Raw genomic sequence first — 8,039 nt, 5'->3', positions numbered from 1 at the left:
ATACTTTCGCGATCGCAAAGCTCTCCATCCACACAAACCACAAACGCTGAAATTCGATAGGGAATCCCCCGCTCGTTTGCCAAAACATTCCCACTACCATATTGATGAGATGCTCTGGGTCTGGCACTGGCTGAGGACCGGTTCGTTCATCTAAATTATATTCTAGCCCATGAACGTCAGTGCTGAGGTTTTTATTCGTCCATTGAATAATTGGATAATTCCGCTCGTTTCGATTTAATACCGTATAATAATTTCCCTGCTTTAATTCACATTCAAATCTTTTTTCAACCGATTGGCTGAGTAGTAAAAGAGGGGGTTTTTTGGGCGTTTGAAGGCAAGAATGCAGCACCGAAAATCGCTGTTGCACCCAACCAACTCAAAAGTATCGTTTTTAGTTTCATGCATCCAATTACTTACAAAACCAAAATTGGCCTTCTGACTTTTTCAAGTCTACCAATTGATTTGCAATCCCCCTCCGAAAAACTATGTCTGGGAAAAAGCTATCCAGCACTAGGGATTTTACTCGACTTGACTGAGTAGCTGCTGAACTTGTTCATAGGCTTCGGTGTTTCCTTGGTCCTGGAACAAACTGGCAGCTTGGCGCAAGTCTTCAATCGCTCCTGACTTATCTCCCAGTCGCGCCCGTGCTATTCCACGACCCATATAAGCCTCAGCATATTCCGATTGACTTTCAATTGCGCTGTTGTACATACCAATAGCATTCTCATACTCTTCGTTTTCCAGGTACATATTGCCCAACATCTCGTAGAATGCTGCTTCTTCCAGTATTTCTCCTGGTTCTTCCAGTTGATTTAAGAGGGACTCTGACCCTTCTTGGGCAATTGTGTTTTCGTCAATCAGAGATGGGTTTTCCTGTGGGAAATTTTGCCCCGATGAAGTGGGTAGAGTGGTTTTGGCTTGCCCGACTCCGGGAAGGATGCTTAACATGGCCACTAGGGTTGCAGTTCCGGCGAAGGTACGGGACAAGAAGTTGATGGAAGTGAAATTAAAAGTCATTGGCTGTTAGTAATTAAAGGAGATGGAACGAGGAACTCAATGGAGTTCATTGAGTAGCTCGATGAAAGCGATCGCCTGCAAGTTTTCCAGTGGTGGAAAAGCACCCTTTGTTCCGTAAAGCGGAATGAAACTAGAACGCAGAACGCTCGATGCTTTTACCCTAAGCTACAATAATGCTGCCTTCATCAGGACTAGGGTCAAAAGGAGTAAGTCCTGCTACGGTGGTGGCTCCGGTGAGAACATCGACAACTTCTACAGGAGTTAGATTGGGATTGGCTTGGCGGATGAGGGCTGCCACACCTGCAACATGGGGAGTTGCCATTGAAGTACCATCCAGAGTTTCATACTGTCGTCCTGTGCTCGTAGATAAAATATCTATTCCCGGTGCGACTACGAATTTCAAATCGGAATTCGTCTCTCTATTAATGCTAGGAAGATTGCTTATTTGCGCCTGTAAACCTTCATTATCTACAGCACCGACAGCAATGACTCCAGGGATGGAAGCGGCTAAGGATGCGGGAAATCTCGTATCAGATCTTCCTTGATTGCCTGATGCTAAAACAACCACCGCATCTTTAGAGACAGCGTAGTCGATAGCATCTTCTATTTCGGCTCTTTCTTCTTCCGGATGATTATCGTTCAAGCTCAAACTGGCGTTGATAATATTCGCTCCATTATCAGCAGCATAACGGATTGCCTCTGAAACGGCGGGCACATCGAGTGAAGGGATAGCAGAATTACCAGTGTTGGAGTCTTCTGGATTGGAAGATGCGGTTTTTAACGGCATAATTTGTGCTTCATAAGCAACTCCAGTGGTTCCCACGCCATTTCTCCCCGCTGCAATGGTTCCGGAAACATGAGTGCCGTGAATTTTTTCCGAGTCTTTCGGCATGGGGTCGTTATCATTATCAGCAAAATCCCAGCCCCGAATATCATCCACATAGCCATTGCCGTCATCATCGATTCCATTGCCGGAAATTTCCCCCGGATTTGTCCAGATATTCCGTTGTAAATCAAGGTGGTTATAGTCCACGCCATTATCGATAACGGCAACTACCATGTCTTGTCCTGTAAACCCATTAGCCCACGCTGATGCCACATTGATTCGGTTCAAATCTTCAAAATTCTCTCCATTTGCCGACGTTAACGGCTCGGCACTAGAAATCGAACTGCCGATCGCTCCCTCGATTGCTTGTTTAGCATCCACCAGACCCTTACCAAAGTTTGGGTCAAAATTGGAATCCACAGTCGGATTATCTGGTTGAGCCGATAAACTCAAGCTATAGTTAGAATTTTCCCCTTCTGGTGGTGTATTCACTCGCAGAAAGTAAGTACCTGCTGGTAGCACAGTAGTGTCAATTTTTTTGATGATAGGTTCTTCGTCATTATTGAAAGGTGGTTGAATCTCACCAGCCAAAAATTCTGAATCATCGATAATTAAATCCCGATCCAAATCCCGACCAATACTTACGCTGTCCAACTCGGTTAATCCATCAAAATCGATGGTAACCTTACGACTGTTCGGCAGCGTGAAAAGATAGATATTGCTAGAGTCAGGAGTGGAATTTTGAAAGATTGGTGTTTCGCCGAGCGTACCTAAATCTTCAGCCCGTAATAAATCTTTATTGTTCTCTACCGCCTCGAATCGGCGTCCCTCATTTTTTCCAAAGACCAGGAAATGTTGAATCGCACTTAAGCTACCTGAAGTAGCTGCTGCAACATCTCCATTTTGTTGGAAGTAAGAAGCCGTATCAAACTCATCATTAGGGTTGCGACCTTCAAATTGCCCGAATAACAAGAAGTGTTGGATTCCCGTGAGTTCGTCTCGCTCAACGGCTGCTGCAACATCTGGATTTTCGTCCAGATAATATCGAGTATCGAATTCGGCAAGCGGATCGAGTCCCTCTCTCTGCCCAAACTGGAGAAAATGGTCGATTGCCGTTATGCTTTCGTCTTGCATCACGGCGGCTTCCACATCTGGGTACAATGCCAGATAAAAATCTGTATCGAACAGAGCGCTAGGATCTCGTCTTTCAAATTGACCGAAGTTCAGAAAATGCTCTAGTGCATTGCTGAAAGCACCGACTGCTACTGCTTGCGATACATCGGGGTTTTGGGCGAGATAATAGCTTTCGTCAAATATAGTATTGAGGTCTAGCATAAATGATAATGCGTTGCTTTTACTGATGTGGTCAATCAAACGGTGATGAGAAGAAAAAAGGGACTGTAGCAATCCTATTCCCAATCGTTTTGCCAGATTCCCTCTTTCTCCCCAATTGACGATAGAGAGTCAAGCGATCGCTCGATTACATCCTTGAATGTAGCAACGGGAATCGCCCAACTTAATACTTCCATGTCTCGATATAAATCTGCTGATGGTAGACTGCCATCTTCAAACCGATAGGCATTAATCCCAGCCACGGGATATTTTGCACGGCCATTAATTCCAATCAATCTACCTCTGCGATCGAGTACCGGGCCGCCACTCATTCCATTTTGTATGTTATTATTGTAACCCATTTGGTAGCCTCTAGCAAGAGATAGTTCTAATAGAATTTTCACTCTGCCAGTTGTCAACTCATAAGCTCTTTCCCCCCAATCCCGAGTGTTTTCAGTGGGTCTCCTCGAATTTGGACTCGAACCTGCCCAGTTGGGAAATCCCGCAGCATAAACCAAGTCACCAACAGAAACGGTATTAGAATCTCCTAGCTCAACAACTTGGTAATCATTATTACTGGTGAATTCCAACAGTGCTAGGTCTCTATTTCCAAAATCAACAGAAAATTTCCATTGCCCAGAATGTGTATTACCATCAGCCGTTAAAACCCGGTACCGATTGTCAGCATTAAAGGCGAGTACATGATGGTTCGTCAAAACCGTATAGGTTTGACCTTGCCGTTTTACAATTACACCGGAACCCGCATCCCCAGAGCTAATAATCCGCACAGTGACTTGCCGTGCAATAACTGGAACCGAGGAAATTTCTCGATCTCGCATTGCAAGATACTCCTCAGGATTGAGCCTAGAGGTTGAGTTCAATAGAGTTTGTTTGTTGTCGAGCGAAACCAAGAAAGCGCTTGACAACAGTCCACTCAAAATCGACACAACGATTGGGGCTGACAAAACAAAAACAATGCTGGAGAATAAACCCACCGTCATAAATTGCAACTGTTTTACTCACTTTCAATGGGGCGGCGTATTTGGAGAGTCCAACGCCCGTTCTCTTCTGCCCACTGCTAATGAAAGCAGCGAGCAGAAGAACGAAAACTACAATGCTTAAAACCCTAATGTGTCTGAGGCGTTCACAGCACCCGCATCACTGTTACTTTCCGTAATTGCCCCGGTAGACCATCCCTCTATAGCGCCGTACAATTTGGTGAGGACTGTTCCTGCATCACGCGCATTCTCTGGTTTAAGAGTGAACAGCATATTTCTGCTATTGCAACTGCGTCGGCCCGTTCGCACATTACCAAAACAAACGGCTAAACTATTATTTACGAGGCCAACATTCCAAAACAAGCCGTCCATCGTCCCTCCATTGCGTCGAACCTCCCAGTTTAATTTCCGGGTAACTGTTTGACATCGTCTTGCCGGATCCCACTGTCCGCCGCCAAGGGTCGTCGTCCAACGAATCATCGGACTGTTTGCCATTTGACCATTGACATCGGCATAAGTGCGCCATTCGCCACCTATATTTTCGCACGCAAAGCTCACTGATTGCGCTTCGGCTTTAAACGCCATAGTGCTGCAAGCGGCAACAGCTCCCAATAAAGCCGTAGCAATAGATTTGAACTTCATTCTCAAATTCTCCATAAATGAATGACTGCAATCAATTCGATCGCCGATACAGCCAGTGACAGCGATCGCCCCGATAGACCGATTAATGCTATTAAGCTTGTATCACCCTCGGCCAAAACCATAGAAAGAGTCCGATGCTGACCATAACATTATCCAATAAGCTTAACTAGCCACCTCGAATGGGGCACACACTTCCTTTCTGATGACCCCTTCCGACCAGTGAAGAATCAAATCGAAACGGTAGCCCACAGGCCCGAAGCGGTAGATTGCCTTGGCGGAACCTTGGCTAACCGATATCTCGTCTCTGATGTTTTGGTGCTTCACTGGCGGTTTCTTAACAAATCATTGACTTCTAATCTAAACCCCCCCACCCCCCCTGTCAATTCATAAAGGTCAACAATTTCCGCCAATTTTTAGTTCATATTGTTCATATAGTTCATCCAATCTGCCCCCTTCCGCAGGGCGATCGGGTCAAAAGGTCAATCCTGGAGAGGCAGAAGGTTCGGGGTGGGGGGAGCGAATGGGTGGGAACCAGGGAGTCACCCGTCCGCTCCTGGACTCACGTTGGGGGGTTGCCGAGGTTTCGACGTTAGGGGTTTATTTTTTGGTTTCGATGGGTCATAATGTTCTTCAGTGGGTGGATATCATCCATTTCACAATTCCTCGAGGATAAATACTATCTGACTTTCCGTGGGGGCGGGAGGAACCGTCTATCTGAAAGGGAGAGGGGAGAGTGAATGGATGTAGTGCCATCGACTGTCACGTTCGTCCACCGTATTGTGCCCTCAATGACCTATGGATACTGAAGCCGCCTGCCGACTTGTGAAGCTCACAGATGAGTTTATGGAAACTCAGACCGGTAAAGGGTTAGAGGAGATGGAAAAATTGCTTCTCCAAGGGATGCTGGAAGACCTCAGCTACCAGGAAATCCGCGATCGCTTTCACATCGGCCAAAATGTAGATTATCTCAAACGATGTGTCTCCTATCAACTGCGAAAGCGACTCACGCAAACCTTCAAAGATGCGGGCCATCTCCGCCCCAAGGCGAACAACCTGCGAAAAAAGGAGCTTTCTCGATATCTCCTGCAGATATTCTCCCCAGAGAATATCCCCAATGTGGAAAGGAATTCCCAGGAATTCGCCCTCACCTGGGAACCTCCCCCCGGGAAGTCTCCGCCGCCGGATCCTATCTGCTATCAAAATCTACCCACACCCTCGCATCGGGTCTTTTTCGGTTACGAAGAACAACTAAGGTACTTGCTCGACCTCCTCTCGCCCCATAATTCGGTCTATCGTATCAGTGTCGAAGGAATCGGGGGGGTGGGCAAAACCACCCTGGTGTTAGAAGCCGCCTATCGCTGCTTAAATACCCATCAGTTTGAGGCGATCGTGTTTACCTCGGCGCAACCCTATCGACTGGCGGGCGATCGCATTTTACCCCGTCTGAAGCGAGAGCGCACGTTGGGGGATATTTTCCGCAAGATTTGCCGGGTCCTAGAGCGTCCCGATATCCTAGAAGCGGATTTCGATGGTCAATTCGAGCAAATTCAAGAGAGCTTGGCCGATCGCCGAGTGTTGTTAATCGTAGATAATCTCGAAACCCTCGAAGACCTGGAACATGTTTGCTCGTTCTTGTACGAGCTGCCGGCCAGCGTCAAAGTGGTGGTCACCAGCCGGGAACATGCCCCCTTGGATTTTACCCTCCATCTGGAATCCCTCTCTCAAGCGGATGCCAAGCGACTCATCCTCCAGCAAGCCACAGAAAAAAACATCCACCTTCATCCCGAAAACTGTGAACTATTATACCAAAAAACCGGCGGTATTCCTGGGGCGATCGTCTATACCATCGGTCAACTGGGGGCAGGCTATTTCTTGGCCGATGTGTTGGCGCGCTTGGATACGGGCAACCGGGACGATTTGACTCGTTTTTGCTTTGAAAGCTCCGTGGCACCTTTGCGAGAACAGCCCCCCCATCGCCTGCTGATGGCGGCGGCTATCTTTTCGAAACCGGCGTTATTCGAGGCGATTTGTTATGTGGCTTCGGTGGCAGACCGCGAAAGTTTCGCGAAGTTGCTGCAACTTTCTCTGGTTAAAAAAAAACCGCCTGGAGCGATACGAGATGCTGCCCCTGACCCGGGGGTATGCCCTGGCGGAAGTGAAAGCCCGTCCCCAATTCGAGGAAAAATCCCGGTGTCGCTGGGTTAGCTGGTATCGGCAATTTGTGGCCGACTACGGGGGCAAAGATAGCAAGGAATGGGAGGATTTTTCCGAGATAGAGGCGGAATGGGACACTCTGATCGAGGTCATCGAATGGTGTATCGCCCAAAAGCGATATGCGGACGTACTCTATTTTTGGCGACAGGTAAAATCTTATAACTATACCCAAGGACGCCAAAGCGATCGCCTCAGTTATTGGCGAATCCCCCTCGCATGGGAACAGTGGCTGGTCCAAGCTGCCCAACAGCATCAAGACTGGTCTACAGCGGTAGAGGTGATGCGCGAGCAAGGCTGGAAACTGGTCCTCAAAGGTCAAAAAAAACATCTAGAAGCTGCTGATGCCATTTTTGCCCGCGCTTGGGAATTGCGAGAGTATCGCGAATTAAGCAAACAGTTAGATTTAGCAATCTGCATTGCCGCTTTGCGGGTGGAACAGCAGCAATTTGACAATGCTTTACACTGGCTCGAACGAGGTGAAAAACTGCTCGACAAAGCAAAGGGAATCCCCGACTCTACAGGAAACCTTACTTTGACACCACGGGACGCCACCCGTTTCCGGATTCGTCTTTTATATTGTGAAGGGGAAATTTATTATAAAATCTATCAGTACCAAACCGCCAAAACTACCTTTCAAACCGCACTGGATTTAGCTCTCTCTCTTTCCTGGCAGCGAGCGGAATTTTTAATTAAAGACTGGTTAGCTCACGTGGCAATTCAAGAAAAAAATTTTGACCGCGCTGAATCGTTATTATTAGAATGTCTGGCTGTAGCCAGAGAAAAAAAAGATAATTGCCGGATTGCCTTCTGTCAGCGGGCGATCGCTAAGGTAGAATCCGGGCGGGGCAATTCCTTCAAAGCGGAAAACCTCGCCCGCAAAGCCTTGGCAACATTCCAGGATTTAGGCATGATAACCGAAGCCAAAGAAACCCAGGAATTACTCGGTGGGATGCGTCAGTAGAGTGGGCTGGGCATTGCGGCTGACAGCTAGCTGGTTATCTGCAAGCTTC

General features: G+C 47.4%; 6 protein-coding genes. 2 read left to right on the top strand and 4 right to left on the bottom strand.

All coding sequences use genetic code 11. The annotated features are described in order from the left end of the window. Positions 1 to 519: 519 nt before the first annotated feature. From LKK83_RS21365 to LKK83_RS21350, 4 genes are all read right to left on the bottom strand, one after another. On the bottom strand, positions 520 to 1,017 hold the full coding sequence (locus LKK83_RS21365) for a tetratricopeptide repeat protein (protein ID WP_324633356.1): 498 nt from the start codon (positions 1,015 to 1,017) through the stop codon (positions 520 to 522). 160 nt (positions 1,018 to 1,177) lie between these two features. After that, entirely contained in the window at positions 1,178 to 3,178 is a 2,001-nt protein-coding gene (locus LKK83_RS21360; RefSeq protein WP_324633355.1) for a S8 family peptidase, read from the bottom strand. Between the two features lie 74 nt (positions 3,179 to 3,252). Beyond that, positions 3,253 to 4,176: a S1 family peptidase gene (locus LKK83_RS21355; protein WP_324633358.1), complete on the bottom strand. Its 924-nt coding sequence runs from the start codon at positions 4,174 to 4,176 to the stop codon at positions 3,253 to 3,255. 117 nt (positions 4,177 to 4,293) lie between these two features. Further along, a complete protein-coding gene (locus LKK83_RS21350) occupies positions 4,294 to 4,815 on the bottom strand; it encodes a COP23 domain-containing protein (RefSeq protein ID WP_324633354.1) in 522 nt (173 codons plus the stop codon). A gap of 795 nt (positions 4,816 to 5,610) precedes the next feature. Here LKK83_RS21350 and LKK83_RS21345 point away from each other — a divergent pair. Next, entirely contained in the window at positions 5,611 to 7,020 is a 1,410-nt protein-coding gene (locus LKK83_RS21345) for an NB-ARC domain-containing protein (RefSeq protein ID WP_324633353.1), read from the top strand. Next, positions 6,935 to 7,990: a tetratricopeptide repeat protein gene (locus LKK83_RS21340; RefSeq protein WP_324633352.1), complete on the top strand. Its 1,056-nt coding sequence runs from the start codon at positions 6,935 to 6,937 to the stop codon at positions 7,988 to 7,990. Before LKK83_RS21345 ends, LKK83_RS21340 begins: the two co-directional genes overlap by 86 nt. Positions 7,991 to 8,039 lie beyond the last annotated feature (49 nt).

This window comes from Phormidium sp. CCY1219 (genome assembly GCF_035615515.1).
Lineage (GTDB): Bacteria > Cyanobacteriota > Cyanobacteriia > Cyanobacteriales > Laspinemataceae > CCY1219.
Note: the sequence above shows the minus strand (reverse complement) of the source record. Positions and strands in the feature narration are given on the sequence as shown.